Here is a 25,829-nt window from a genome sequence, read left to right as displayed (position 1 = left end):
ATACGCAACGTATCAATTTATTCCGCATAATATCAGGATTAGAAGAAAATAGATATAGCTAACACTTGTTCGCTCAACTTGTCCGATCAGTGAGTAAATTATTCAATTTTGAGAAATAAAAAAGGCGAACATCGCTGCTCGCCTAAATAAAATATAGAAAAATCTCACCGCACTTTTAAGATGATCAAAGTCTGACACAAAGTGCGGTGCAAAAATTTAACTTTTTCGCCCCAATAACCAATGCCAAAAACCGCTTTTTTGTTGTTCCGAATGGGTGTTTAAACGTTGGCTAATCAGCTCGCTCAATGGCTGATTTTGTTCTTTGTAAGTGCTATCTTCCTCAACTAACAAATGGCGTTTAAACAGTATTTCACAGGCTTGGAACACATCATCTACCGCCCAAATGGAAAATTGCTGATTTTTCACCGCACTTATCACAGCTTCCGATAAACTCAGCTGATTTAACACCGCAGAAGGCACAATCACCCCTTGCTTGCCCGTTAAACCCCGTTTTTCACAAATGGCAAAGAAGCCTTCAATTTTTTGATTTACACCGCCCACGGAATGCACCAGCCCAAATTGGTCGATTGCCCCTGTAATAGCAATAGATTGCGGCAAGGGCTGCAATGCCAAGGCACTGGCCAGCACGCAGAAACACGCAAGCGAAGCGCTATCGCCGTCAATTTCACTATAAGATTGCTCGAAAACAATAGACGCAGAAAACGGCAGTTGAGTGGGCAAATCTAAAATATTTGCTAAACACACTTCAGCAATCATTGTGCCTTTACTGTGTATATTACCTGCCAGCTCATTTTTGCGCTCGACATCAATCACTTCCCCTTCGCCAAGCTGAACAATACAGCTAATCCGCGATGGCTCACCAAAGGAAACTGGGCTACCAGGGTATTCAATCACTGAAAGTCCATTAATTTGCCCCACCGCTTCGCCTTGGGTTGCCACATAAATTTGTTCGTGCAGAATATCCGCATAGGTTTGTTGTTGCAAAAAGCCCTGCTGTTGCTGTTTGGCTTGAAAATATTGCTCAAATTGCACCGCACTTAATTCATTGCATTGTGCCAACGTGCGCGTGTTACTCAATATCTCTTTTAGCTTTAACGGCGAAATATTAATACAATGACGATCCTCACTTTCTCGCACCAAAAGCTGATAGAGTCGATTCATTCCGTCCGTGGTGAGCTGAATACCAAGCTGTTTCGCATAAGATTGTACATAACCTTTCCATTGCTGTTGCGTTTGCTCGCTATCAAGGGAAAAATAGCTTTCAATTTCGCCGTAATCGGCAAGCTGATAAAGGCTTTCGTCTAATTCTTCTAATAACGCCAATTGCGTGCGATCCCCCAATAAAATCACTTTTAATGCCAGATCGTAACTGGGAATATCACAAGGCAGCGGTTTATAAGGATGTAAAGATTGCCAATGGAAATGCTGTTCACTCAAAAGCTGTTTTAAGCGTTCCCACAAGCCCACCTGCGTTAATAAAGGCTCAACACTTAAAATCAACACACCACCGTTTAACTGATGCACCAAGCCACTTTGTAACGCTATCTGTTGGCCATTTGAACGGACATTACCGAATAATCGTTGTTGATCATAATAGATCGCACTCGCCACTTGTTTTTTCGCGGCAAAATTATCTTCCACGCTGGTCGCATTTTGCAACGTAATTTTAGGCAATGTTTGCTCAGAACCTTGCTCAATATGATAATGCACGCCTTTTAAAGACAAAGGTTGTGGCTGGAACTGGCTGATAAATTTTTCCAGCAGCACCGCATATTCCCCTTGCTGATCGGCTTTTAGCACTAATAAAGTGCGGTCAGAATTTTGCAAGAATTGCGAAACGCTCGCGCGGGCGCGCGATTGTAGGTCAAAAAAATCAATAGATTGCGGAAAATCTGCTTGCCCTGCTAACTCAGGACGCAAATTCTGCCAAGATAAAACTTGATTAAATAATGCAGGCAAAGTGTGTGGCTCTCTTTGGGTAATAGTTGAAAAGGTGGATTATTAAGAAGATTTTTGAATAATCTGAGTAAGAAGTTCTTTGAATGCAGTTACCTCACTTGAATATGAAATGAGAAAAGCAATAAATGTAATAATTGCTGTTGATGCAGCAATTACAAAACCCGCCGCGGCTTTATACCATTTACGTTCCTCAACAACTTTGTCAAGTTTATGACTAATTTCAATTAAGGTTTTTTCCATTGTTTTAAAATCTGCTTTGAGCTCTCCAATATCTTCTTTTACTTCACTTATTTTTCCTTCAATAGCAACCAGCTCTTCTTGTCTTCCTTTTAGCTCAGTATAAGTTGAGGCATAGGTGCTAACAACGGTGCCAATCACTAATGAGCGCTCATAATTTGTTTTCATTGCCTTGTTTCTCCATTTTATGAAGTCTATCCTGCAACATTTTTATCATTTCATTTGTGCTTGCAAAAATATCTTTTTGATGCTCAGGTGCAATACTATCGGAAGTAATCATTTGAGTTTTTACGTCATCTAATAGCCATACAATATCTTGTATCACCTTTTCAGAACTCTGCTGTGTAGATAATGGCAACACAATCCCTCGTAAAACGAGATCTAACCCTAACACTCGGTTAAAAAGGGAGAGATAGCGTTCCTCATTATAACGCGTAAATCGCTCAAACTCCGCTCTAGAAATGTAATCAGACATAGAATTCTCCTCAATAATCTATCGCATTTTGCAATAAATAGTATAGATTGTAAAGAATAATGCGTTTCCTCACTTTACCAAAACTAATCTCTCCATTGATATAAATGAGAAAAATTTACTAGCGAAAAAAATCGAAACAGCGTAAACTTATACAGAGTTACCCCGTAACGGAGTTTGAGGAAATACGATGAAATACCAAAAGCTAGAAAATCAAGAAGCACACTGGAAATGGCTCTATTTAACCAAAAAAGCCCGTGAAGGGGAGCAAATTACGCGTTATGAAGAGCGCAGTTTGCAACAAGAAATGGTACGCCGTTTAATTGCCGCGCAAAATAATGCGGCGGAAACGGAAGAATGGGTGAAAAGCCATCTTTCGCCTAATTTAGTGGTGAAATTAGACCAAGCGATTCGTGCGCGGCGTAAGCGTTTTTTCAATGCGGAAAAGCAAACTACTAAGAAAAAATCTATTGATTTGGAATATTCTGTTTGGTTGCGCTTATCAAGATATGCTAAGAAAATGAAAATGACCCTGTCTGAAACCATCACTTATATGATTGATGAGCGGGAAAGCAAAGCAGCCTATGAGCATCAAATGTCGGCAATGAAAGAGGGGTTGAAGGATTTATTGAAAAAATAGACCGCACTTTTCCCTCTATACAATGATGATGAAATTGAAAGTGCGGTGGGATTTTACGGTATTTTTCAAACGTCTGTTTAGACTAAATTCAGGCAAAAAATAAGCCTCCAAATCTGGAGGCTATTTTATTCCTTGAGTTAGTCGATAAGCCGGGTTCTGTCGTTGAACAATCATTCATCTAGGCGTTTGTTCGCACAAACGCTCAAGCAACCTACCCGAACTCTGAGCGGGCCACCCATTGAGTTCCTATTTGGTCTTGCTACGAGTGGAGTTTACCCTGCTGTGAAATGTTACCACTCACACGGTGCGCTCTTACCGCACCCTTTCACCCTTACCTGATCTCAAACGAGCCATCGGCGGTCTGCTCTCTGCTGCACTTGTCGTAGGCTTTCGCCTCCCAGACGTTATCTGGCACTCTGCCCTATGTAGCCCGGACTTTCCTCTCGTCTATTTGTCCCACTAGGTCGTTTATACAAACGGTTTAGGGCTTCAATAAACCAGCGATTGTTTGGCTAACTCAGGGCGAGAGTATAGCGGAATATCAAACAAATGCAAGAAAACTCAGATAAATGACTGCTAGAGTTCGCAAAAAACTTACGCTAAAATAACCGCACTTTTGCTGAATATAAAAGGGGCAACAATGGATTATCTCAAAATCGCACAAGACACCCTTGCGGTGGAACAAAAAGCCTTGCTACAACTAAGCCAGCGTTTAGATGAACAATTTAACCAAGTGGTGGAATTAATTCTAAATTGCGAAGGGCGTTTGGTGGTAGGCGGAATTGGTAAATCAGGTCTGATCGGTAAGAAAATGGTGGCGACCTTTGCTTCCACAGGCACGCCAAGTTTTTTCCTGCACCCGACAGAAGCCTTTCACGGCGATTTGGGAATGCTCAAGCCCATTGATATTGTGATGTTGATTTCCTACAGCGGCGAAACCGATGATGTGAATAAACTGATCCCGAGCTTAAAGAATTTTGGTAATAAAATCATTGCCTTAACTAGCAATAAGCAATCTACCCTTGCAAAACACGCCGACTATGTGCTGGATATTACGGTGGAGCGGGAAGTCTGCCCGAATAACCTTGCGCCCACCACCTCGGCACTGGTTACCCTTGCCTTGAGCGATGCCCTCGCCGTTGCGCTCATCACCGCAAGAAATTTCCAACCTGAAGATTTTGCGAAATATCACCCAGGCGGAAGTTTAGGCAAACGCTTGTTATCCCGCGTGAAAGATCAAATGCAAACCAAATTACCCATCGCGCAGCTCACCACCTCATTTACTGATTGCTTAACCATTATGAATGAGGGGCGTATGGGGGTTGCGATTGTTATGCAAGACAATGAATTGAAAGGCATTATCACTGATGGTGATATTCGCCGAACACTCACCCGCAATGGCGCGGACGCACTCAGCAAAACTGCGCAAGAATTAATGACTTCTCAACCTAAAACCATCAACGCAAATTGCTATTTAGCGGAAGCGGAAAACTTTATGAAAGAAAACAAAATTCATTCATTAATCGTGTTAGATGACGCTAAAAATGTGGTAGGTTTAATTGAATTTTCGAGCTAATACTATGATTTCAAACGAACAATTACAAAATATCAAACTCGTGATCTCCGATGTGGACGGTGTACTCACAGACGGTTTACTTCACTATGATGCCAACGGTGAAGCATTCAAAAGTTTCCACGTTCGTGATGGATTGGGTATTCGTATGTTAATGGAAAATGGCGTGCAAGTTGCCGTGCTTTCAGGGCGAGATTCCCCGATTTTACGCAAGCGCATTGCCGATCTTGGGATTAAACTGTTCTTTTTAGGCAAATTAGAAAAAGAAAGCGCCTGTTTTGAATTAATGAAACAAGCTGGCGTAAGCCCCGAAGAAACCGCATTTATCGGCGATGATAGCGTGGATCTACCCGCTTTTGCGGTGTGCGGATTAGCCTTTGCCGTAGGCGATGCGATGGATTATGTACAAGATTGTGCCGACTATGTGCTACAACGCCACGGCGGACAAGGTGCATTTCGTGAAATGTCTGATATGATTATGCGCGCGCAAGGCAAAAGTGATGCCTTTGCCACCGCACAAGGTTTCCTTAAAACCGTAGAAAATATGGCGCAGTAAAACAAAAAACGGTCTAAGCTAGACCGTTTTTCTATCGCTAAGACAGCAAAATATATTCCAATTTCACCTCTCCCAAATAAGCCAATAATTCTTCTGCCATTTTTTGATAAGAAAGGGTTAAAGGCTGTTCAACCATCACTACACGCTGAATATTTTCCACCTCATTGCCACTTAATAATAGATAATTTAATGCCACTTGTAAGGCAGGCAAGGTTGGGTTGAATGCCGCATTTTCAGCATAGCGACCAGAAAAAATTTGTTGATCTTGAAGCTGAATTGCAACGCCTGAATAGCTTTGCGAATAAGGCGCGTGAGCTTGATTAGCGGCACTTAGCGCTGCCAAAATAACGGGATCTTCTGTGCGATAATTTAAACCATTATGACGTTCATCAAATAATCGGCAGGTAATATCCAAGTCTTTTGGACCAAAAGAATCTGGCAAATATTTGTGCAGCAAATTATTCTGGCTATGCGGCAAATGAATATGCAGGGTTTCCGCACTATTTAATTCATTCATAAACTGACGGCAATGTCCACACGGGGTATAGTTTACTGTTACGTCAGTCAATTTCCGTTCTCCACGCATCCACGCGTGAGCAATCGCACTTTGTTCCGCGTGAATAGTTTGTTGAATATTGGTAGCACAAAACTCTTGGTTTGCCCCGAAATAAAGACTGCCACTTTCCCCTGTAACCACCGCCCCTACGCTAAAATGAGAAATCGTAGGATTGGCATAACTTGCACTAATCGGCAATAAAAGTAGGGCGAAGTCTTTGGCGCTTAATTGATATTTTTCGCAAAGATGATTCACCACAAACTGCGGTAAAAAGCCTTGGAAATGCTGTTCTGCAAGAATATGCCATAAATCTTGGGCGAGTTGTTGATTTTCTAATAATCCCAATGATTGCTGAATGCGATCTGAAATGTGTTGCTGAAGATGATTTTTCATACTGCTTTCTCCTTTCAAGCTAAAACTCTCGCTATCATAGTGCAGAATAGAGGAAAAATCTTAAAGAAAAGTTAATTTTGTGAGCTTAATCAAATATTTATTCAGATTTAAAGTGCGGTAAAAAATTTTCAAATTTTCCACCGCACTGATAAAAACAAGCCTTTCACTTGTTCTTCACTAATGTTCGCGATAATCATTCGCCTGTTGTAATAGTTGGCGGCTTTCTTTTAAGAATTGTTCAGAATAATCGCCGAACCAATCGCGTACTTGTTCGAAAGCTTGGATAAAGCCTTGTTTGTCGCCTTGTTCAAAGAATTTCAGGCTTTCTTCATAGCTTTGTTTTAGGCTTTCGATCACTTCAAGGTTTTCTGGTTTATCCATAATAATGTCCGCATAGAGTGCGCCGTCTTGGGCGAATAGGCGTCCGATCATAGCCAGTTCTAAGCGGTAAATTGGCGAAGATAAGGCTAACAATTTCGCCAATTCCACAGGTTGTTTGGATAAATGCAGACCGTTGGCAAAGGTAGCAAAGTGGCGTAAGGCTTGAATGTAAGTCATACTTTGATCGTGTTCGGCGGCGTCCACTTGATAAATTTTCGCACCCCAAATGCTGATTTGATCTAATAGCCATTGATAGCGTTCTAGATAACGCCCATCACAACGCACTACCACTTGTTTTGCCATACTTGCAATATCTGGCCCGAACATTGGGTGCAAGCCCACCACTGCCCCTTTATGCACTTCCAGCATTTTGGCAAGCGGGGCTTTTTTCACCGAGGTGAGATCGGTGAGCAACATATTTTCTGTTAAATAAGGTGCAAGACGTTCAATGGTTTCCACCGTGTTTACGATAGGCACAGACACAATAACCACATCTGCACCCGATAAAATCTGCGCGGCGTTGTCCCAATCGTTTCGCCCTAAACTTTCTACTTGATAACCCGAAAGTTGCAGATAACGTGCGAATAATCCGCCCAGCTTGCCTTTTCCGCCCACAATCACAATTTTTTTGATGTTGGGATTAACGGTTTTAAAGCCGAATTGATTTTCTCTGGTGTAAGATTCGCGCATTAAACGGCGTAGTACATCTTCGATTAAATCAGGCGGTACGCCAAGTTTTTCTGCTTCTTGCCGTCTTGCTTGCAACATTTCTGCTTCACGATTTGGTACATAAATGGGTAAGCCGTGTTGATGTTTGATTTCCCCCACTTTTTTTACCAATGCCAAGCGTTTTGCGAATAATTGCAATAATTCTTGATCCAGTGTATCAATTTCTGTACGCAGTTCTTTTAGGGCGTCCACGTTATTGTCCTTATTTCTTTACAGTCTGATGATTTTTGCCAGTTATTTTTTGCTCAATGCTTGTGCCATTTGACGTAATAATTGCTCGCTGGTTTCCCAATCAATGCAAGCGTCTGTAATTGACACACCATATTTCATTTCGCTGACTGGCTGTTCAGCACTTTGATTGCCCGCGTTGATATGGCTTTCTAGCATCACACCAATGATGGATTTATTACCATTAGCGATTTGCTGTGTAACATCTTCTGCCACAATCGGCTGACGGCGGTAATCTTTATTCGAGTTGCCGTGACTGCAATCCACCATAATCGCAGCTTCTAAGCCTGCTTTTTGTAATTCTTGTTCAGCTTGTTGAATAAATTCCGCTTGGTAATTTGGCGCTTTTCCACCACGCAGAATAATGTGTCCGTTTGGATTGCCTGCGGTGTTGAGCAAATTCACCTGCCCTTGCTGGTTGATGCCTATAAAGCTATGCCCCATTGCTGACGCTTTCATCGCATTAATCGCAGTGGCAATGCTACCGTCTGTACCATTTTTAAATCCCACCGCCATTGATAAGCCAGATGCCAGTTCACGGTGAGTTTGTGATTCGGTGGTTCTTGCGCCAATGGCTGACCAGCTGAATAAATCTGCCATATATTGTGGCGTGATCGGATCAAGTGCTTCAGTGGCAAGTGGCAAGCCCATTTCTGCCAGCTCTAACAAAAGCTCACGCGCAATGTGCAAACCGTGTTCCACATCGAAACTGCCATCAATTTTCGGATCGTTAATTAAGCCTTTCCAACCCACGGTGGTACGCGGTTTTTCAAAATACACGCGCATAACAATGTACAGCTCGTCTTTTAGCTCATCAGATAAAGCTTTCAAACGTTTTGCGTAATCCAACGCAGAAAGGGGATCGTGAATCGAACAAGGGCCGATCACCACTAATAAACGGTTATCTTTTTTATGAATGATATTGGCAATATCAGCGCGCGATTGCTCAATTTGATGACGTAAATGCTGCGGTAACGGTAATTTTTCTTTCAGTTCACTTGGCGTGATTAGCACTTTTTCATTAACAATATTTACATTATGAATACTGTCTTTGTGATTTACATTGTTCATTTTTCTTTCCTACTCAAAATTAAAGTGTAAATTTTTATATACAATATATGTAACGCATAAATTACACTTAAACTAAAGCAAATTCAACTTGTTTTACAAGGAATTTACAAAATAGTGCGAAATTTCTGCCAAACAGGTAGCACATTTTCTGGCAATTCAAGAGAACGTCCTAATTCAATCCAACCACAAGGAAAATGGAAATCCGACCCAACAGAGCCAAGCAAACCTTGTTCAAGCGCCCAGCGTGCGAGCAATAAGCGTTGATCTTTGGTTTGCCCGCAGCCAGAAACCTCAATGACATCGCCCCCACTTTGGGCAAAATCCGCAATCAGTTTTTTGAGCCATTTGGTGGTTAAGGTATAGCGCAATGGGTGCGCTAACACCGCCACACCACCTGCTTGGTGAATAATGTCAATCGCGCTAGGAATATCCACCCATTCCGCTTTTACATAAGCTGACTTCCCTTGCCCTAGATAACGTTTGAAAGCCTGATTAATATTAGAAACCTTGCCGATTTCCACTAAATAGCGCGCATAGTGCGCTCGGGTAACTTCTCCTTGGGTGAATTTTTTCGCTCCGTCAAAGGCATTTTCAACACCTAACTTCGCTAATTTCTCACCAATTTTGACCGCTCTTTCTAAGCGTTTTTCTGCTTGCTGCTGCAAAAGTGCGGTCATTTTTGGGTGAGTTTTATCAAAATCTAACCCCACAATATGAATGGCACGATTTTCCCATTGAGTGGAAATTTCTACCCCATTAATCAGTGTGAGCCCTAATAAATCTGCCTGCGCTTGTGCTTCATCTAAACCTGCCACGCTGTCGTGATCGGTTAAAGCCAGCACGGACACTTGATTATCATAAGCGCGTTGCACCACCTCTTTAGGGCTTAATACCCCGTCTGATGCACTGCTATGGCAATGTAAATCATAAATTTTTTGCATTTTTGTTCCTAAATAAAATGAAAAAGTGCGGTCATTTTTTTGTGATTTTCCGCCTTAAAAAAATAAAAAATAAAGGCGGACATTCGCCCGCCCTGTTAATCGCCTTATTCCTTAATATAGACTTGTTTATTGCCATTTCAAGTACTGTGTAAATCTCTCGCCTACCGTATCAATTAACAATGCTTAACCAATTCTTTAATTAACGCCGGCCCTTGATAAATCAATCCTGAATATACTTGCAATAATTGCGCACCTGCTGCGATTTTTTCTTGTGCACTGGCAACGCTGTCTATGCCGCCACTGCCGATAATTGGGATTTCGCCGTTTAATTCTTGATGTAATCGAGCGATGATTTGCGTGCTTTTTTGTTGCAATGGCTTACCGCTTAGGCCGCCAATTTCTGTCGCATTTTTCAAGCCTTGTACATTGTCGCGCGCAATGGTGGTATTGGTGGCGATTACACCATCAATCTTATTACGTCGTAACGTATCGGCAATTTGTACCAATTCGGCTTCCGTTAAATCTGGCGCAATTTTCACCGCAATCGGCACATATTTATTATATTGGCTTGCCAAAATTTGCTGGCGCGCCTTAATGCTTTGCAATAAATCTTCTAACGGATCGCCATATTGCAACTGGCGTAAATCTGGCGTATTGGGCGAGGAAATATTTACCGTAATGTAATCCGCATAATTATAGGCTTTATTCAAACAATAAAGGTAATCTTCCTTGCCCCGTTCAATAGGGGTGATTTTGTTTTTACCAATGTTTATGCCGATTACACCGTCAAAGCGTGCTTTCTTGACATTTTCAATCACATAATCAATGCCCTGATTATTAAAGCCGTTGCGATTAATAATGCCTTCCGCTTCAATTAGACGAAACTGGCGTGGTTTTGGATTACCCTCTTGCCCGAGCGGTGTTACTGTTCCCACTTCAATAAAGCCAAATCCCAATGCGCCAAAGCCGTCAATAGCTTCGGCATTTTTATCCGCCCCTGCGGCCAAGCCAATGGGATTCTTAAACTTCACACCCATTACCGTTCTTTCCTGCCCTTGCGGACAAGCTAATAAGGCTTTCATTAGGGTTACAAAAGGCGGTTTGCCAGCCAGTTTTAATAGCTGAATAGTTAAATTGTGGGCATTTTCAGCGTCAAGACTGAAAAGCGCTTTTCGGATTAAAGGATACATATTCACTCGTTTATCTCACTGGATAGTTAAACTGTAAAAAAGTGCGGTGATTTTTGACCGCACTTTTATATTGGATTATTGCAAGGCTTTTTCGATTTTTTCGAATAAATCCTTAGACAGATTTTCTACTTCACTCAAGCGTTCTAAGGCACGTTTCATCAAGGTTTGACGCTGTGCATCATAACGTTTAAAGCGAATTAATGGCTCAATTAATCTTGATGCCACTTGCGGATTGGTTTCATTTAAACGAATTAAAATATCCGTTAAGAAACGGTAACCCGAGCCGTCCGCGGCGTGGAATGCGCGTGGATTTTGGCTAGCAAAACTGCCCACTAAGGCGCGTACACGGTTTGGATTGTTAAAGTTAAAACTTGGGTGATCCATCAACTGCACCACAATTTGTAGTACATCAGCATCAGGGCGCGTAGCTTGCAAGGTGAACCATTTATCCATCACCAAACCATCGTGCTGCCATTTTTGTTCAAAATCCGCCAATAATTCATCACGACAAGCTAACTGTGCTTTAGTCGCCACCGATAACGCCGCCAAACAATCGGTCATATTATTTGCATTGACATAATGCTTATGCACCAAATTATTGCCTAAATGGGTGTAAGCCAAATAGTTTAAGCATAAGTTACGCAAAGCGCGCAAGGCAATATCTTGTTGCACCACACGATAATCTTCCAAATGGATTTGCTGATAAATGCGGAACAGATCTGCTTTTAAATATTCTGCTAGAGTGCGTTGCATAAACTCTCGTACAACCGCAATGCCTTCTGGATCAATAGTTTTGAATAACTCAGCAAATTCTGTTTCTTTTGGCAGCGTGAGAATTAAGGTAGTTAATTCAGGATCTTTCTGATGATTTTCTAACACTTGATGAAGTGCGGTCAAAATTTCTTGAGAAAATTCAAGAGGTTGTCCTTGTTGATAGCGAGATAAGTTACGACGTAACTCATTATTAAATAACATCTGTGCGGCATCCCAACGCACAAAATCATTTTTCGCAAATTTCAGTAAGGTGATAAGCTGCTTGGTACTGTAATCATAATCTAATCGCACTGGCGCAGAAAAATCACACAACAAGGCAGGCACAGGACGTGAATAAATATTATGAAATTCAAAGGTTTGTGTTTGTTCAGTTACATCTAGTACATCACTGACTAATTCGCCATGATATTGCAAAGATTGCATAATGCCTTGCTCATCATAAAGGGCGATTTTTAATGGAATGTGTAAATTTACCTTGTCCATTTGATCAGCGGTTGCTGGCGTATGCTGTGAAACTTGCAGGCGATAAGTATGAGAGCGCTCATCATAGCTATCGCTAATGGTGAGTTCTGGTGTGCCAGATTGGCTATACCAACGGCGGAACTGGCTAAGATCCACGCCATTGGCTTTTTCCATTGCCTGCACAAAATCTTCACAAGTGGCTGCTTTACCGTCGTTTTGTGCAATATACTCGCGCATTCCCGCTTGGAAGCCTTTTTCACCAAGTAAGGTATGCAACATTCGAATCACCTCTGCCCCTTTTTCATACACGGTTACAGTGTAGAAATTATTCATTTCAATCACTTTTTCAGGGCGGATTGGGTGCGACATTGGGCTGGCATCTTCGGCAAATTGCACAGTACGCAAAAATTTCACATTATTAATGCGATTTACCGCACGCGAGCCCGTATCAGAAGAAAATTCTTGATCACGGAACACGGTTAGCCCTTCTTTCAAACTTAACTGAAACCAATCGCGACAAGTAACACGATTACCTGTCCAGTTATGGAAATATTCGTGTGCGATCACGCTTTCAATGGCTAAATAATCTTCATCTGTAGCGGTTTGTGGGTTGGCCAACACGAATTTATCGTTGAAAATATTCAAACCTTTGTTTTCCATTGCGCCCATATTGAAGAAATCCACCGCGACGATCATATAAATATCTAAATCATATTCTAGCCCGAAGCGTTCTTCGTCCCATTTCATTGATTTTTTCAGGCTTTGCATTGCCCAATCAGCACGATTTAAGTTGCCACGATCCACATAAAGCTCAAGTTTTACTTCACGGCCGCTTTGGGTGATAAAATTGTCTTCTAAAACATCAAAATCCCCTGCGACTAAGGCAAACAAATAGCTTGGTTTTGGAAATGGATCTTGCCATTCTACCCAGTGAAAACCATTGTCTAGTTCTCCGCTAGCAATACGGTTGCCGTTAGATAATAAATAAGGGTATTTAGCTTTTTCTGCGGTGATTTTGGTGGTGTAACGGGCTAGCACATCGGGGCGATCAAGCATATAGGTAATTTGACGGAATCCTTCTGCTTCACATTGTGTACAAAGGGCATCACCTGATTGATATAAGCCTTGCAATGAGGTATTTTCGGCTGGTTTCAAATAGGTAACAATTTCTAACTCAAATTGCGCCGCACTTTCTTTCAAACTGCTTAAATCTAATGTTAGACTTTCGCTATCTTGTTGATAATGTTTGAAATCTTCCCCATTTAAACGAATCGCCGCAAATTGAAAACTATGGCCGTCTAAACGCAAACTGGTTGCTTCTGGGTTTAAACGTTGATACTGGCTTTTAGCGGTTACCACGGTTTTTTCTGGATCTAATTGAAAATCCAAGAAAATATCCGTTACGGTAAAATCTGGCGAGCGATAATCTTTTCTATATTTAGCTTTTGTCTGCATATATGACACCTAGTATGCTTGTTGTTTTAAGAAGGTTATCCAATATGAAATCTTTTAAGATTAAGGTAGAAAAATTGTTGTTAGGATAAGATTTTTAGCCCAAAGTTGCAAGAAAAACAAACTGTTCTACGAGCACTTAATTCTCTTATTTCACTCATTTTTCACCAATCAATCATCTTGCAACCACCTTAGGCAATCGTTTGCTTACAAGGCGTAAGGTATGCTATTCTAGTGCGGTTGTTTTTTGTTAATTTTTGTTGTGAATAGGAAAAACTATGCCAGACCAAAAACCAAGCCAAAATGCTGAAATTGCCATTGTAATGGGGTCAAAAAGTGATTGGACGACAATGCAGGAAGCTGCGCAAATTCTCACGGTTCTCAATGTTCCCCATCATATTGAGATTGTTTCTGCTCACCGCACACCAGATAAATTATTCCAATTTGCTGAAGATGCCGAAAAAAATGGCTATAAAGTGATTATTGCAGGCGCAGGTGGCGCAGCGCATTTACCAGGAATGATCGCCGCGAAAACCCTTGTTCCCGTGCTGGGGGTGCCAGTAAAAAGTTCAACCCTAAGTGGCGTGGATAGCCTTTATTCTATCGTGCAAATGCCAAAAGGCATTCCCGTTGGCACTTTAGCTATTGGCGCGGCAGGCGCGGCAAATGCGGGATTATTAGCCGCACAAATCTTAGCTCGTTTCAATCCTGAGCTTGCAGCACGTTTACAGCAATTCCGCCAAAATCAAACCCAAACTGTGTTAGATAATCCTGATCCGCGTGATTAATACGCGCCAAAGTGCGGTCAAAATTTTATGAGTTTTTTGAAAAATCAATAAAATTACACCGCACTTTATTGTTGCAATTCAGTCTATTTTATTTGTTCTTTCGTTATCAGCTGACTTACCTAACTGATTGATGTATCATCTGGCAATCATCAATTTACTCTTTTCTGATTGGGAAATAATTAATGACCACATTTAACCAAGAACTCATTCAACAAATTCTCGCGGACAACGTTCCAGATTCGCTTCACACCCTAAAAGATTTTTTGCGTTGGACATACAGCACTTTTAATCGCTCTGATTTATATTATGGACACGGTTATGACAACGCTTGGGACGAAGCGCAACAGCTTGTATTAACCGCATTACAACTTCCCCCTGATTTGCCCAGTGAGCTTTATGATAGCCGTTTAACGCAAAGTGAAAAAGCAAGTTTGTTGGAACTCATTTTAGCACGCATTGAACAACGCATTCCTGTGGCATATTTAACCAATCGTGCGTGGTTTTGTGGATTAGAATTTTATGTCGATGAGCGAGTGATCGTGCCTCGCTCCCCCATTGGTGCCTTAATTGAAGACCGCTTTGCGGGACTGCTCACCAAAGCACCACAACGAATTTTAGATATGTGTACAGGAAGTGGCTGTATTGCGATTGCCTGTGCGGCCCAATTCCCAAATGCCGAGGTTGATGCCATTGATCTCTCTACCGATGCTTTAGATGTGGCAGAAATCAATATTATGCACCACAACCTAAGTGATCGTGTATTCCCAATTCAATCGGATCTATTTAACAATCTTCCCCAAGATAAATACGATCTTATCGTGACCAATCCTCCTTATGTGGATAAAGAAGACCTTGACGATATGCCAGAAGAATACCACCACGAGCCAGAAATGGCATTAGGTTCTGGCGTTGATGGACTAGAAATAACCAAACGAATCTTAAAAGCTGCACCGGATTATTTAGCCGATGATGGGGTATTAGTTTGCGAAGTAGGGAACAGTATGCTCCACCTAATAGAACAATTCCCTAATGCCCCATTCCAGTGGCTAGAACTGAAAAATGGGGGATTAGGTGTTTTTGCATTAACCAAAAAACAACTAGTTGAATTAAATCGTTCTTGATTATCCCCAAAATAAGTGCGGTGGAAAAAATGGAAATTTTTCCACCGTTTCTTTGAATTAAAACTATCCTTGATCCGACAACGCTGCAAGCTGATCAGCTTGGTATTCGGTGATGATTGGTTGGATTAGTTCGTCCATTTTGCCGTTCATCACTTCATCTAAGCGATAGATCGTTAGGTTGATGCGGTGATCGGTAACACGGCCTTGTGGGTAGTTATAGGTACGGATTTTATCCGAACGATCGCCTGAGCCTAGCAAATTGCGGCGTGTGTCTGCTTGCTCCGCTGCTTGGCGTTCTTGCTCTGCTTGCACAATGCGAGAAGCTAGCACTGACATTGCTTTGGCTTTGTTTTTATGTTGTGAACGCTCTTCTTGACATTCCACCACAATGCCTGTTGGAATATGGGTGATTCGTACCGCTGAATCGGTAGTATTAACGTGCTGACCGCCTGCGCCTGATGAGCGATAAGTATCAATACGTAAATCTGCAGGGTTAATTTCTGGCAATTCGCTTTCTGGCAATTCTGGCATTACCGCTACGGTACAAGCGGAAGTATGAATTCGTCCTTGCGATTCCGTTTTTGGCACGCGTTGAACTCGGTGTCCGCCTGATTCAAATTTTAACTGACCATATACATTTTCGCCGCTGATTTTGACGATCACTTCTTTATAACCGCCCTGCTCGCTTTCATTTGCGCTGAGCATTTCCACACGCCAACGCTTACTTTCCGCATAGCGGCTGTACATACGGAATAAATCACCCGCGAAGATCCCAGCTTCATCACCGCCTGTTCCTGCGCGGATTTCTAAATAGCAGTTATATTCATCGTTAGGATCTTTCGGCAGTAATAAAATTTGTAATTGCGCTTCTACTTGCTCAATTTCAGCTTTGCATTCTTCAATTTCTTCTTGTGCCATTTCGCGCATACTTGGATCATCGAGCAATAATTCGGCTTCTTCCATATTGCTATTTAACTGTTTCCAGCGTGCAAAGCATTTCACAACGTCTTCAAGTTGGGCATATTCTTTTGAATAAGCACGAAATTTTTCTTGATCGCTAATGACTGAGGCATCGCCAAGCAAGGCTTCTAGCTCTTCGTGACGTTCATTTAAACTATCTAATTTACTGATAATAGAGGGTTTCATTTGTTGACCTATAAAATCCACTGACAAAAAACGGCGCTTATTCTAGCACGATTTTGGTAAAAATTTATAGCAGTAAGCAAAGTTCAGCGTATTTATGCACAAAGAAAAATTCGCTTATTTTGCACCGCACTTAATAATTTGAATAGTTAAGCGTTGGCTTTGTTTAAATATAAAAAAATCTGTACCTCAAGTTCTTGAGTTTAACTCAGCATTTGAGATACAGATTAGTAAAGCCGTCTTTAGGTGAGATTATTTCCCAATCACTTCCAATCCACCCATATATGGACGTAACACCTCTGGCACGGTGATGCTGCCGTCTGCGTTTTGGTAGTTTTCAAGCACGGCAACAAGGGTGCGTCCAACCGCTAAGCCTGAGCCATTTAGGGTGTGGACAAGACGTGGTTTTTTCTCGCCTTTTACACGATAACGAGCCTGCATACGGCGCGCTTGGAAATCCCACATATTTGAGCAAGAAGAAATTTCGCGGTAGGTGTTTTGTGCTGGCACCCAAACTTCTAAATCGTAAGTTTTAGCTGAACCAAAACCCATATCGCCAGTACATAGTAACACTTTACGATAAGGCAAATTTAACAACTGCAACACTTTTTCCGCGTGGCCAGTGAGTTCTTCCAAGGCTTCCATTGATTTTTCTGGCTCTACGATTTGCACCATTTCTACTTTGTCGAATTGGTGCATACGGATCAAACCACGGGTATCACGGCCGTAAGATCCTGCTTCTGAACGGAAACAAGGGGTATGTGCGGTCATTTTAATTGGCAGTTCCGCTTGCTCTAAAATTTCATCACGCACAAGGTTGGTAACTGGCACTTCCGCCGTTGGGATTAAGGCGTAAGGTTGCTCCCCTTCTAGCGGTTTGGTGTGGAATAAATCTTCGCCAAATTTTGGCAGCTGCCCAGTGCCATAAAGGGTGGCGTGATTAACTAAATAAGGCACATAGGTTTCGCTATAACCGTGTTGTTCGGTATGTAAATCGAGCATAAATTGCGCTATCGCACGGTGCATTTTGGCAATTTGTCCTTTCATTACCACAAAACGCGCGCCGCTTAATTTCACGCCCGCAGCAAAATCTAGCCCTTGCAAATGCTCGCCTAAGGTAACGTGATCTTTCACTTCAAAATCAAAGGTTCTTGGCTCGCCCCAACGAGAAATTTCCACATTGTCGTTTTCATCGTTGCCTAGTGGCACTTCATCGGCAGGAATATTTGGAATGCTAAGGGCAATTTCTTGCAGATCCGCTTGCACATCATCAAGTTGGCTTTTTGCCATACTTAATTCAATGCCCATATTATCCACTTCCGCCAATAATGGCTCAATGTCTTCGCCGCGTGCTTTTGCCGCGCCAATGGCTTTTGAGCGCGCATTACGCTCTGCTTGTAAGGTTTCGGTTTTAACTTGTAGGGCTTTGCGCTGTTCTTCTAATTCTGTGATACGCGCTACATCTAGCTCGAAGCCACGTCTTACTTTTAATTTTTCTGCCACTTCCGCAAGATTATTGCGTAATAAATTTGCATCAATCATTTTGTTACCTTTAGAAAATAAATATGCTCAAAAAACCGTTCTATTTTAGATCGGATAAAAAAAATAAACTAGGGTCTGTTGATCATTCATTTTGCATTTGAGTGTTCAACAGCTCCCAAACTACTTGCCAGATTTATAACGGATAGTTGTGCTTTGCTCGTCTAGTTGGCGAAGTTTTTCTAATTTTTCACGAATTTGAATTTCCATTCCTCGAGCAACAGGGAAATAATATTGGGTATCTTTCAGCGCTTCTGGGAAATAATTTTCCCCTGCGGCATAAGCATTTTCTTCATTGTGCGCATAACGATATTCTGCGCCGAAACCTAGTTCTTTCATCAAATGAGTTGGCGCGTTGCGTAAATGCTCTGGTACATCATAATCAGGGCTTTCCACTGCCATTTTCTTCGCAGCGTTAAAGGCTTGATACACCGCATTACTTTTCGGTGCAACCGCTAAATAAACGATCGCTTGGGCAATGGCGCGCTCCCCCTCTGCCGCCCCCACACGGGTGAAGCAATCCCACGCGGCAATGGCCACTTGCATTGCGCGCGGATCAGCATTTCCCACATCTTCTGACGCAATGGCCAATAAACGGCGCGCCACATACAGGGGATCGCCCCCTGCGGTTAAAATGCGTGCATACCAATACAAAGCGGCATCAGGCGCTGAACCACGCACGGATTTATGCAAGGCTGAGATGAGATCATAAAAACGATCGCCTTGTTTATCAAAACGGGCTTGCCGTTCGCCCAACACTTCCGTTAATAAAGTGCGGTGCAAAAATTTGCCATTTTTGCCCTCTTCCGCCATATCTGCCATTAATTCAAGGCTATTTAATGCAAGGCGCGCATCGCCATTGACATATTCCGCCAGCATTGAAAGCAAATTGTCTTCTAAGGTTAAATCAAGGTTGCCTAGCCCTTTTTCTTTGTCATTAATGGCACGCTGTAACACTTGTTCGATTTCTTGTGCGGTTAAGGATTTCAGCACATACACGCGTGCGCGCGAAAGTAAGGCGTTATTCAGTTCAAAAGAGGGATTTTCAGTGGTTGCGCCAATAAAAATCACCGTGCCATCTTCAATATAAGGCAAAAAGGCATCTTGCTGGCTTTTGTTGAAACGATGGACTTCGTCCACAAATAAAATGGTACGCAGCCCTGCGAGCCGATTTTGTTTGGCGCGCTCAATGGCTTCACGAATTTCCTTTACCCCACCTGTTACCGCAGAAATCCGTTCCACTTCCGCATTAATGCGTTGCGCAATAATTTCTGCCAAGGTGGTTTTGCCTGTGCCGGGTGGCCCCCACAAAATCATTGAGTGAATATGCCCTGCTTCAATGGCTTTGCGTAATGGTTTGCCCACGCCAATTAGATGGCTCTGTCCGCAATATTCGTCTAAATGGGTTGGGCGCATTCTCGCCGCTAAAGGGCGAAAATCATTTTCAGCAAAATCAAAAGCAAGATTAGGCATTTTTTTCTCTCGTCTATGGATCATTTCAGGAAAAAATAAGGCTAAATTGTAAACCATTTAGCCTTAAAAGTGCGGTGATTTTTTGGTTACTTTTTCTTACGCTGATCGTCCAGCTCTGCGCCTTTCGGCACGCTGAATTTAAACAAATTATCTGCCAACGGTTGGTTGGTGATATTACGCAATAAGTATAAATTGGTTTGTCCGTCTTTTTCTGTGGTGCTGAAGTTTTTTAGCACGCCATCAGCATCAATGCGAATATTGAACTGCTTAATATTGCTTTTCGCGGATTTTGGTTTAAGGGTAAAGGTATCCGCTGATTGCGCCACGGTATATTTTTTCCATTGCGCTTGATCGTTGCTGGTAAGCAACACAAATGGCGTATTGTTCACCGCTTCAGACACCCAATTTGCCGTAACCTGTTGCACGAAAGGATCGTAAAACCACAGGGTTTTGCCGTCTGACACAATTTGGCTTTCTTGCGGAGATTGGTTATCCATTCTGAATAAATTCGGGCGTTTAATGCGAAGTTTGCCTTTGCCTTGTTGAATCTCTTTGCCTTTGGCATCACTGACTTTTTGCACATAATCTGCGCTTAACACGTCCACTTTGTTAAGGCGCGCTTGTAATTCACTCACCGCATCAGCCCAAGCCATTTGGCTTAAGCCTAAACATAAAAGTGCGGTGATTTTTACTGCCATTTTTTTCATAAATCTTCCTTTAATCCTAAAATAATGGGAAACCATTGTGTTAATCAGACAATAAAATTTCCCATTTGTTGCATTTTCTTTATGCTTAGCTTTGTAATTCGCTGAAAGATTGAACTAATAATCCGAACGGCGAGCTAAAATTTCACGCTTACCATTTTGTAGGGGCGAAACAATGCCTTGTTCTTCCAGCTGATCCATAATGCGTGCGGCACGGTTGAAGCCAACGCGGAAACGGCGCTGAATTGACGAGGCTGAAGTTGTGCCAGTTTCGATCACGAAATTCATCACTTCATCAAACAGATCATCAAGATCGCCATCATCACCATTGCGAGCCACTTCGCCCTCTTCATCATCGGCACTGTCTAAAATACCGTCAATATAATCCGGTTTGCCTCTTGCACGCCAGTCATCGGCTACGCGAGCCACTTCGTCATCGCTCATAAATGCGCCGTGAACACGGATTAAATCGGAAGAGCCTTGCCCTGAATAAAGCATATCCCCACGGCCTAACAGAGTTTCTGCACCGCCTTGATCGAGAATGGTGCGCGAGTCAATTTTACTCGCCACGGTAAAGGCGATACGGCTTGGAATATTGGCCTTAATCAAGCCTGTAATCACGTCCACAGAAGGGCGTTGAGTGGCCAAAATCAAGTGAATACCGATGGCTCGGGCTTTTTGTGCAAGGCGAGCAATAAGTTCTTCAATTTGCTTGCCTGCCACCATCATCAAATCAGCAAACTCATCGACAATCACCACAATATAGCTGAGTTTTTCCAGCGCAGGTGGCATTGCGTCCATTGTGTCGCCCGGTCGCCAAATTGGGTTTGGAATTGGCATTCCCATTGCGTTATATTCGTCAATTTTTTCGTTATAGCCTTCAATATTACGCACACGCAAGGCGGATAATAATTGGTAACGGCGCTCCATTTCGTCCACGCACCAACGCAGCGCATTGGCGGCTTTTTTCATATCCGTAACCACTTCGGTGAGCAAGTGTGGAATGTCGTTATAAATGGAAAGCTCCACCACTTTCGGATCGATCATAATAAATTTCACTTCTTCAGGTTTCACTCTGAAAAGTAAACTTAAAATCATCGTATTCACCCCAACGGATTTCCCCGAACCTGTTGAGCCTGCCACCAACAAATGAGGCATTTTGGCTAGATCTACGATCACAGGATTGCCGCTAATGTCTTTTCCTAGCGCCATTGAAAGCAAAGATTTTGACTCGCGAAATTCTCGGCTATCCAGCACATCACGCAGCGGCACCATTTGGCGCTGTAAATTTGGCGTTTCAATGCCAATATAAGGCTTACCAGGGATCACTTCTGCCACACGAATGGAGCGGAACATCAAGGCACGCGCTAAATCTGTATCAATATTGGTAACTTTGGACGCTTTCACACCCGGTTGCAATTCCAATTCATAACGCGTTACCACTGGCCCAACCAACACATCTTTTACGCTCGCTTTTACATTGAAGTTGCGTAATTGTTGTTCAATGCGTTGCGAGGTTTCTAAGATTTCTTCGCGCGTGATATTTTGTTCTTCCACTTCACGTTTATCCAATAAATCTAAACTTGGCAACGGCGTGGTAGGTTTTTCCGCTTTTTTCACCTGCTTTTGTAAGGCTGGGTGAATTAAGGAATCGCCATAAGGCTTGTAAGTTGGCTGGCTTACCGCAGGCTGATTTACCGTTGATTGCGTTGGATTTTGCCCAGCCAGAATATCCGCTAAAGCATCTTCCGCATTGATTTCTTTTGCGCGCTGCTGCATTTCAGCCAAGCGTTGTGCTTCTTGCGCAGCGAACTGACGCGCTAATTCATCCATTTCATTATCTTGCTCAGGCAAATTTTCTGTTTCAGAATGATTGTCTAACGAATAATCAGGAATGGATACCTTTAATTCAGGTGCTTGTTCTATTGCAGAAAACTCTGTAGAAAAATGCACCGCACTTGGTAAATCTGCCCCATTGGGTAAATCTGCCTGTGCCGTTAAATCCTTCTGTTCAACAACAGCTTGAACAGGCTTAACCATTGTCTGTTCTGTGCTTACGCCAATTTGTGTGGCTGAGCTCGTTACTGTGCTGGTTTGAGGAATACGCACATTCGGCAATGGTTCTTCTTGCCCTACACCATAATTAGAAAGGGATTCCATTTGGCGGGGATCAAAAAGATCTTGGCTATTGGAAACGGATTGGCTTTCATTATGTGCAAATGGTGCTTCTGGCTGAACAAATTCTTGTAAGCCACTAATTTGAATAAAGGTTTGATTGTCTTTATGTTGCTCTTCGCCTGCTTCGTTTTGCGCTGCATTTTCATTTTGTAATGACGAAATTGGCGCAGGCTTTTGGATAATAATTTCCTCTAAAGGCTCAGGCTCGCTGTCTGCTCGTGGCTCGGCGGGCATTGCCATTGCTGGAGTTTTGTCCTCATTCATTGTGAGCCAGTAATAAAATCTCACAAAAAGCTGCACTAAAGCTTTACCTGAACACAAAATAAAGCCTGCAATAGCTGACAATAATGCGCACAAAATCACTCCTGCTTTGCCTAAAACAGGATAAAGGGAAACCACTAAGCTTCCACCTAACACCCCACCAGCAAGATAAGAGCTAGTGTTAGAAAGCAATAAGGTGGCTAATGCGGTTAAACCGCCAAATAATAAAATCCCCCCTAGCGTGCGAATAGCCGCTTTAATCCAAGTGATCTGGGTGAATTTTTTGGTTTTGAATAAATAAATCGGCACAAAACATAAAATAAAAGGAATTAAATTGCCGATATGTCCAAAGAAAGTAAAAAATAAGCCTATAAGCCAAGCGCCCAACGCTCCCGCTTTATTGATGGTTTCAGGCTGCGAGGACGAAACCGCCCAAGTGTTATCAAAAGGGCTGTAACTTGACCAAGCAATAATCAAATACAAACCAAACAGGGAAATTGTGCCTAAACACAATTCCGCCATATATTGTTTTGGTGTTAGTTTTGCTGTAATTCGTTTAATCATCTTATTTTAATTGTAAAAAATTGGTCTGTTTCACTTCTTCCATTACCACATAGGTACGAGTATCGTTCACGCCAGGCAAACGTAGCAAGGTTGTGCCAAGCAATTTGCGGTATGCCGCCATATCCGCCACACGGGTTTTGAGTAAATAGTCAAAATCCCCCGACACTAAATGACATTCTTGAATTTCATCAAGCTGTTGCACTGCTTCGTTAAATTCTTCAAATACATCAGGTTTTCCGCGCACAAGAGTGATTTCTACGATCACGAGCAATGGCGAATCCAATAATTCAGGGTTAAGCAACGCACGGTAACCCATAATCACTCCTTGTTTTTCCAAGCGCTTTACTCGCTCCAAACAAGGGGTTGGCGATAATCCGACTTTCTTTGAAAGGTCAATATTAGAAATTTTGCCATTACGCTGTAATTCATTCAGAATTTTTATATCAATGGCATCAAGGGCTTTAGGTAATTTTTTTTCCATAAAATTTTCCACCGTAAATGACGGTAAAATACCGCTTAAAATAGAAATAACGACTAATTTTACACTATTCTATAAAATTTTATAGGGAAAACTTCAGACTTTAAAAATTAAAAATCGTTCAAAATTACACCGCACTTTAAAATAATGCCCTTATAAAAAATAAGGTGAATTGGGTATTCGACTTCATTTTAATTAGATCGATAATTCAACCAATGATTAATAACAACTCATACGCATTATGGAAAATCCATTCACTGCTCGCTGGAGTACACAAGGCAACACACTGTGTTTAGGACATTGGGAAATTTTTTATCAAGGCAATCCGCTTGATATTCCAGAACACAAACGTGAACACGATATGGGAACAAGAGGAATTTATAATTTCATCGATCCTACCGATGAACTTTATTTAGAAGGGCTTGATGAAGATGATTGGATTCTCGCCAACATTGAATGGCTAAGTGATGTATTTATTGCTGCCGATATTCCATTAGAAGAAAATTATATGCGTTGGTTTTACCAAGCCGTAAATAAAGACGATTGGCGTTGCGGAAGCTGTGGAGGCTGTATTTAGCCCCCATTCTTGGATCAAAGCTGTTGATACACTTTCATTGCGTAAGCATCTGACATTCCTGCAATGTAGTCACAGATAATCCGTTTTTTCTGATTCGGCTCTGCATTTTTCCAACGCACCGATGTGTTACGCGGTAACAGGCGTTCAGGATCGCTCTCAAAAATTTGAAACATTTCTGTCAGCATTCGTTGTCCTTTATATTCAATGCGTTGCGTATTAACATCACGAATGACATATTGCCACACAAAATCGGTAAACACGTTTAGCACGCTAATCACATCTTCTGGCAATTCAGCATTATAGCGGAGCAAAGGATCATCAAATTCAGGATTAATTTTCCACCGCACATTGATAATAAAATAATTTACCAATGCACCAATAGCATTTTTACGTTCATAATGATGTGCTGAAAACAATTTTTTGCTCAGGCTGTCAATATTCAGCTTGATCCATTGAGAAGAGCTATTTTTAAGCTGCTGCAACGCCTCTTGCCATTGATGTAAATGAATCACGCCAACTACAATAGCATCTTCTAAATCGTGAACGCCATAAGCAATATCGTCCGCCAACTCCATAATGCTGCAATCTAAAGATTTATAACGAGTTTTTAACGTTTGCTGTGGCGTAACTCTAGCTTCGCTAAATTGCTGAAAAAGCTGACGATCTTTTTCGCTTAATGGCGACAATAGCCAGTGAAACATTTCCAAATCATCACGAAAGATGCCTTTTCCCGGTTTCCAATCTGCAATTTTGGCATACAAGGGATTTTCACTCCCTTGTGGTAAAATTTCGCCATATTGTGGTGAAGAACAATCTAAAATGGCAGGATATTTCACCACGCCAAGCAAAGTGCGGCGGGTTAAATTCATTCCGGCATTGGCGGTATAAGGCTCTAACTTGGTCAATAAGCGAAAAGTTTGTGCATTGCCTTCAAAGCCTCCGTGATCGCGCATCATATAATTTAATGCCACTTCCCCACCGTGCCCAAAAGGCGGGTGTCCAATATCGTGGGCAAAGCACAGGCTTTCAATCAGATCATTGGAGGGCAATAAGGGTTTTAGCTGTTTTTGTAAAAGGCTTTTATCCGTCTTTAATTGTTCTGCTAAATGGGCAAATGCTTCGATGAATTTGAGTTGTGCCACCAAGCTGCTACCAATTTGCGCCACTTCTAAAGAATGGGTTAAGCGCGTGCGGTAAAAATCATTTTCACCCACGGCGTGAATTTGCGTTTTAGCTTGTAGGCAGCGAAATGCCGCGCTGTGCAAAATACGTCCACGATCACGGCGAAATGGCGGACGGTGATCTTTTTCTCGCGGACTATCAGGGATATAACGTTCGTGCCAAAGGCTATTCACTGCATTTTTCATT

Annotated in this window: 22 protein-coding genes and 1 other RNA gene; 6 read left to right on the top strand and 17 right to left on the bottom strand. The window is 42.2% G+C overall.

Annotated features, from left to right (window positions below; genetic code table 11):
• Positions 1 to 216: 216 nt before the first annotated feature.
• The 3 genes from ACNAV8_RS02435 to ACNAV8_RS02425 are packed head-to-tail and all read right to left on the bottom strand — an operon-like array spanning position 217 to position 2,692.
• Positions 217 to 1,980, bottom strand: coding sequence for an AAA family ATPase (locus ACNAV8_RS02435; RefSeq protein WP_415777148.1), 1,764 nt, complete (start codon positions 1,978 to 1,980; stop codon positions 217 to 219).
• Between the two features lie 42 nt (positions 1,981 to 2,022).
• Positions 2,023 to 2,385 (bottom strand): hypothetical protein, encoded by a 363-nt coding sequence (locus ACNAV8_RS02430; RefSeq protein WP_103855793.1) that lies wholly within the window; start codon positions 2,383 to 2,385, stop codon positions 2,023 to 2,025.
• Entirely contained in the window at positions 2,369 to 2,692 is a 324-nt protein-coding gene (locus tag ACNAV8_RS02425) for a hypothetical protein (protein ID WP_103855792.1), read from the bottom strand. The genes ACNAV8_RS02430 and ACNAV8_RS02425 overlap by 17 nt, the downstream gene beginning before the upstream one ends.
• Before the next feature lie 187 nt (positions 2,693 to 2,879).
• Between ACNAV8_RS02425 and matP the strand changes: the two genes are divergently transcribed.
• Positions 2,880 to 3,329 carry a macrodomain Ter protein MatP gene (gene matP / locus ACNAV8_RS02420; RefSeq protein ID WP_415777147.1) on the top strand — a complete coding sequence of 150 codons (450 nt, stop codon included), beginning with the start codon at positions 2,880 to 2,882 and terminating at the stop codon, positions 3,327 to 3,329.
• Positions 3,330 to 3,458: 129 nt separating this feature from the next.
• Here matP and rnpB read toward each other — a convergent pair.
• An RNA gene (rnpB, locus tag ACNAV8_RS02415) (RNase P RNA component class A) lies at positions 3,459 to 3,849 on the bottom strand.
• A gap of 120 nt (positions 3,850 to 3,969) precedes the next feature.
• Here rnpB and ACNAV8_RS02410 point away from each other — a divergent pair.
• Both ACNAV8_RS02410 and ACNAV8_RS02405 read left to right on the top strand, forming a co-directional pair.
• Complete coding sequence (locus tag ACNAV8_RS02410; RefSeq protein WP_103855791.1) at positions 3,970 to 4,905, top strand: KpsF/GutQ family sugar isomerase; 936 nt, start codon at positions 3,970 to 3,972, stop codon at positions 4,903 to 4,905.
• Positions 4,906 to 4,909: 4 nt separating this feature from the next.
• Positions 4,910 to 5,458: a KdsC family phosphatase gene (locus ACNAV8_RS02405; protein ID WP_103855790.1), complete on the top strand. Its 549-nt coding sequence runs from the start codon at positions 4,910 to 4,912 to the stop codon at positions 5,456 to 5,458.
• Between the two features lie 37 nt (positions 5,459 to 5,495).
• Here ACNAV8_RS02405 and cdd read toward each other — a convergent pair whose 3' ends face one another.
• The 6 genes from cdd to pepN all read right to left on the bottom strand — a co-directional run bounded on the left by cdd (position 5,496) and on the right by pepN (position 13,638).
• Positions 5,496 to 6,407, bottom strand: a complete 912-nt coding sequence (gene cdd, locus ACNAV8_RS02400; RefSeq protein ID WP_103855789.1) for a cytidine deaminase — start codon at positions 6,405 to 6,407, stop codon at positions 5,496 to 5,498.
• 177 nt (positions 6,408 to 6,584) lie between these two features.
• Positions 6,585 to 7,709 (bottom strand): bifunctional chorismate mutase/prephenate dehydrogenase, encoded by a 1,125-nt coding sequence (gene tyrA, locus ACNAV8_RS02395; RefSeq protein WP_103855788.1) that lies wholly within the window; start codon positions 7,707 to 7,709, stop codon positions 6,585 to 6,587.
• A gap of 42 nt (positions 7,710 to 7,751) precedes the next feature.
• Positions 7,752 to 8,816: a 3-deoxy-7-phosphoheptulonate synthase gene (locus ACNAV8_RS02390; RefSeq protein WP_103855787.1), complete on the bottom strand. Its 1,065-nt coding sequence runs from the start codon at positions 8,814 to 8,816 to the stop codon at positions 7,752 to 7,754.
• Positions 8,817 to 8,920: 104 nt separating this feature from the next.
• Positions 8,921 to 9,757 carry an RNase RNM gene (gene rnm / locus ACNAV8_RS02385; protein WP_415777146.1) on the bottom strand — a complete coding sequence of 279 codons (837 nt, stop codon included), beginning with the start codon at positions 9,755 to 9,757 and terminating at the stop codon, positions 8,921 to 8,923.
• A gap of 173 nt (positions 9,758 to 9,930) precedes the next feature.
• The gene (pyrD, locus tag ACNAV8_RS02380) at positions 9,931 to 10,947 is read right to left on the bottom strand and encodes a quinone-dependent dihydroorotate dehydrogenase (protein ID WP_415777145.1); all 1,017 of its coding nucleotides are present in this window, start codon (positions 10,945 to 10,947) and stop codon (positions 9,931 to 9,933) included.
• Positions 10,948 to 11,022: 75 nt separating this feature from the next.
• Entirely contained in the window at positions 11,023 to 13,638 is a 2,616-nt protein-coding gene (pepN, locus tag ACNAV8_RS02375; RefSeq protein WP_415777144.1) for an aminopeptidase N, read from the bottom strand.
• A gap of 275 nt (positions 13,639 to 13,913) precedes the next feature.
• On the opposite strand from pepN, the gene purE reads away from it, so the two are divergent.
• The gene (purE, locus tag ACNAV8_RS02370) at positions 13,914 to 14,423 is read left to right on the top strand and encodes a 5-(carboxyamino)imidazole ribonucleotide mutase (protein ID WP_103855652.1); all 510 of its coding nucleotides are present in this window, start codon (positions 13,914 to 13,916) and stop codon (positions 14,421 to 14,423) included.
• A gap of 182 nt (positions 14,424 to 14,605) precedes the next feature.
• The gene (prmB, locus tag ACNAV8_RS02365; protein ID WP_103855653.1) at positions 14,606 to 15,544 is read left to right on the top strand and encodes a 50S ribosomal protein L3 N(5)-glutamine methyltransferase; all 939 of its coding nucleotides are present in this window, start codon (positions 14,606 to 14,608) and stop codon (positions 15,542 to 15,544) included.
• A gap of 63 nt (positions 15,545 to 15,607) precedes the next feature.
• Here prmB and prfA read toward each other — a convergent pair whose 3' ends face one another.
• From prfA to lrp, 6 genes are all read right to left on the bottom strand, one after another.
• A complete protein-coding gene (gene prfA / locus ACNAV8_RS02360; RefSeq protein WP_194750759.1) occupies positions 15,608 to 16,690 on the bottom strand; it encodes a peptide chain release factor 1 in 1,083 nt (360 codons plus the stop codon).
• 249 nt (positions 16,691 to 16,939) lie between these two features.
• A complete protein-coding gene (gene serS / locus ACNAV8_RS02355; RefSeq protein ID WP_103855141.1) occupies positions 16,940 to 18,229 on the bottom strand; it encodes a serine--tRNA ligase in 1,290 nt (429 codons plus the stop codon).
• A 120-nt stretch (positions 18,230 to 18,349) separates the two neighbouring features.
• Entirely contained in the window at positions 18,350 to 19,699 is a 1,350-nt protein-coding gene (locus ACNAV8_RS02350) for a replication-associated recombination protein A (protein WP_103855140.1), read from the bottom strand.
• 86 nt (positions 19,700 to 19,785) lie between these two features.
• Entirely contained in the window at positions 19,786 to 20,406 is a 621-nt protein-coding gene (lolA, locus tag ACNAV8_RS02345) for an outer membrane lipoprotein periplasmic chaperone LolA (RefSeq protein WP_103855139.1), read from the bottom strand.
• Positions 20,407 to 20,520: 114 nt separating this feature from the next.
• The gene (locus ACNAV8_RS02340; RefSeq protein WP_415777143.1) at positions 20,521 to 23,406 is read right to left on the bottom strand and encodes an FtsK/SpoIIIE family DNA translocase; all 2,886 of its coding nucleotides are present in this window, start codon (positions 23,404 to 23,406) and stop codon (positions 20,521 to 20,523) included.
• A 1-nt stretch (position 23,407) separates the two neighbouring features.
• On the bottom strand, positions 23,408 to 23,887 hold the full coding sequence (lrp, locus tag ACNAV8_RS02335; protein ID WP_103852795.1) for a leucine-responsive transcriptional regulator Lrp: 480 nt from the start codon (positions 23,885 to 23,887) through the stop codon (positions 23,408 to 23,410).
• A 238-nt stretch (positions 23,888 to 24,125) separates the two neighbouring features.
• On the opposite strand from lrp, the gene ACNAV8_RS02330 reads away from it, so the two are divergent.
• Entirely contained in the window at positions 24,126 to 24,461 is a 336-nt protein-coding gene (locus tag ACNAV8_RS02330; RefSeq protein ID WP_415777142.1) for a hypothetical protein, read from the top strand.
• A 14-nt stretch (positions 24,462 to 24,475) separates the two neighbouring features.
• Here the strand turns inward: ACNAV8_RS02330 and ACNAV8_RS02325 are convergent, their stop codons facing one another.
• Positions 24,476 to 25,828, bottom strand: a complete 1,353-nt coding sequence (locus ACNAV8_RS02325) for an anti-phage deoxyguanosine triphosphatase (RefSeq protein WP_415777141.1) — start codon at positions 25,826 to 25,828, stop codon at positions 24,476 to 24,478.
• Position 25,829 lies beyond the last annotated feature (1 nt).

The sequence above is a fragment of the Avibacterium endocarditidis genome (assembly GCF_965138825.1).
In the GTDB taxonomy this organism is placed as follows: Bacteria; Pseudomonadota; Gammaproteobacteria; order Enterobacterales; family Pasteurellaceae; genus Avibacterium; species Avibacterium endocarditidis.
This window is presented reverse-complemented; position numbering and strand designations above follow the sequence as displayed.

Coding starts and splice junctions, on each gene's coding strand:
- ACNAV8_RS02430 (WP_103855793.1), bottom strand. CDS start 2,385: ATGAAAACAAATTATGAGCGCTCATTAGTGATTGGCACCGTTGTTAGC.
- ACNAV8_RS02425 (WP_103855792.1), bottom strand. CDS start 2,692: ATGTCTGATTACATTTCTAGAGCGGAGTTTGAGCGATTTACGCGTTAT.
- matP (WP_415777147.1), top strand. CDS start 2,880: ATGAAATACCAAAAGCTAGAAAATCAAGAAGCACACTGGAAATGGCTC.
- ACNAV8_RS02410 (WP_103855791.1), top strand. CDS start 3,970: ATGGATTATCTCAAAATCGCACAAGACACCCTTGCGGTGGAACAAAAA.
- ACNAV8_RS02405 (WP_103855790.1), top strand. CDS start 4,910: ATGATTTCAAACGAACAATTACAAAATATCAAACTCGTGATCTCCGAT.
- cdd (WP_103855789.1), bottom strand. CDS start 6,407: ATGAAAAATCATCTTCAGCAACACATTTCAGATCGCATTCAGCAATCA.
- ACNAV8_RS02390 (WP_103855787.1), bottom strand. CDS start 8,816: ATGAACAATGTAAATCACAAAGACAGTATTCATAATGTAAATATTGTT.
- rnm (WP_415777146.1), bottom strand. CDS start 9,757: ATGCAAAAAATTTATGATTTACATTGCCATAGCAGTGCATCAGACGGG.
- pyrD (WP_415777145.1), bottom strand. CDS start 10,947: ATGTATCCTTTAATCCGAAAAGCGCTTTTCAGTCTTGACGCTGAAAAT.
- pepN (WP_415777144.1), bottom strand. CDS start 13,638: ATGCAGACAAAAGCTAAATATAGAAAAGATTATCGCTCGCCAGATTTT.
- purE (WP_103855652.1), top strand. CDS start 13,914: ATGCCAGACCAAAAACCAAGCCAAAATGCTGAAATTGCCATTGTAATG.
- prmB (WP_103855653.1), top strand. CDS start 14,606: ATGACCACATTTAACCAAGAACTCATTCAACAAATTCTCGCGGACAAC.
- prfA (WP_194750759.1), bottom strand. CDS start 16,690: ATGAAACCCTCTATTATCAGTAAATTAGATAGTTTAAATGAACGTCAC.
- serS (WP_103855141.1), bottom strand. CDS start 18,229: ATGATTGATGCAAATTTATTACGCAATAATCTTGCGGAAGTGGCAGAA.
- ACNAV8_RS02350 (WP_103855140.1), bottom strand. CDS start 19,699: ATGCCTAATCTTGCTTTTGATTTTGCTGAAAATGATTTTCGCCCTTTA.
- lolA (WP_103855139.1), bottom strand. CDS start 20,406: ATGAAAAAAATGGCAGTAAAAATCACCGCACTTTTATGTTTAGGCTTA.
- ACNAV8_RS02340 (WP_415777143.1), bottom strand. CDS start 23,406: ATGATTAAACGAATTACAGCAAAACTAACACCAAAACAATATATGGCG.
- lrp (WP_103852795.1), bottom strand. CDS start 23,887: ATGGAAAAAAAATTACCTAAAGCCCTTGATGCCATTGATATAAAAATT.
- ACNAV8_RS02330 (WP_415777142.1), top strand. CDS start 24,126: ATGGAAAATCCATTCACTGCTCGCTGGAGTACACAAGGCAACACACTG.
- ACNAV8_RS02325 (WP_415777141.1), bottom strand. CDS start 25,828: ATGAAAAATGCAGTGAATAGCCTTTGGCACGAACGTTATATCCCTGAT.